The organism is Stenotrophomonas sp. P5_B8 (genome assembly GCF_054049855.1).
This window is the reverse complement of sequence record NZ_JBFULO010000776.1, coordinates 1-883: the sequence shown is the minus strand read 5'-3', so window position 1 is coordinate 883 and position 883 is coordinate 1. Positions and strand designations below refer to the sequence as shown.

At 57.0% G+C, this 883-nt stretch carries 1 pseudogene; it reads left to right on the top strand.

Annotated elements, in window-relative coordinates:
• Positions 1–498: 498 nt before the first annotated feature.
• A pseudogene (locus ACXJKH_RS21390) lies at positions 499–883 on the top strand (hypothetical protein); the annotation flags it as partial.

The window sequence follows — 883 nt, the reverse complement described above, 5'->3', positions numbered from 1 at the left end:
CAAGGGAATCGACTCCGTGACGCAAAGGGAAGGGAGTCATACGCATACGATGCGCATGGTCGTCGCGTAGCGAGCTACAGCGCCGCTGACGGGGATATCTTCTCGTTCTACGGCAACGACGGAGTGCTGCGTCACCAGCATAATAAGCGGACTCGAAAGGAGATTGAGTACATCAGCCTGGGTGCTCACCTCATTGCTCGAGTCGAGAACACTACCGGATTGGCCGCACCCGTGTTGTCCGCGCCTGCCTCCGTCCAGACGGGTAGTTACACGCTGGCCTGGAATGCTGTGCAAGGTGCGACGCGTTATGAGCTCCGCATGTCTGCGGACGGTGGTTCAACCTGGGGCAGCTTGTACGCAGGTGGTGCGACGAATCACGCTGTGACTGGAGTTCCGAAGGGCGTGAGGCAGTATCAGATTCGCGCGTGTCAAGGAAATGAGTGCAGTCCCTGGAGCGCGTCGGCCACGGTTCGCCACCTGCCGATCCCAGTTCCGGCAATGGCTCCGATCCTGACGATTCCTGCCCAATCAACAGGGACCTATACGCTCTATTGGGCGGCTGTGGCGGATGCCACCTTCTATCGTCTTGAAGAGTCGGTCAACGCAGGTGGCTGGGCTCAAATTAGCGAAAATCCCGCCACTTCCCGGCAATTCGCTTCTCGGTTGCCAGGAACTTATCAATATCGAGTCAACGCCTGTAGTGAGGGCGGCTGTGGTCCATGGAGCATCATTGGGCGTCATGATGTCCAGCTTCCCGCCCCTCCAGCACCACTAAATGTTACGTCGCGAAAAGTGAGCTTGGATTGGGATAAAGGTCTGGAACTCTCATGGTCTCAATCCGCAGGTGCTCAATATTACGAATATAAGGCTGCAATGCCCGAAC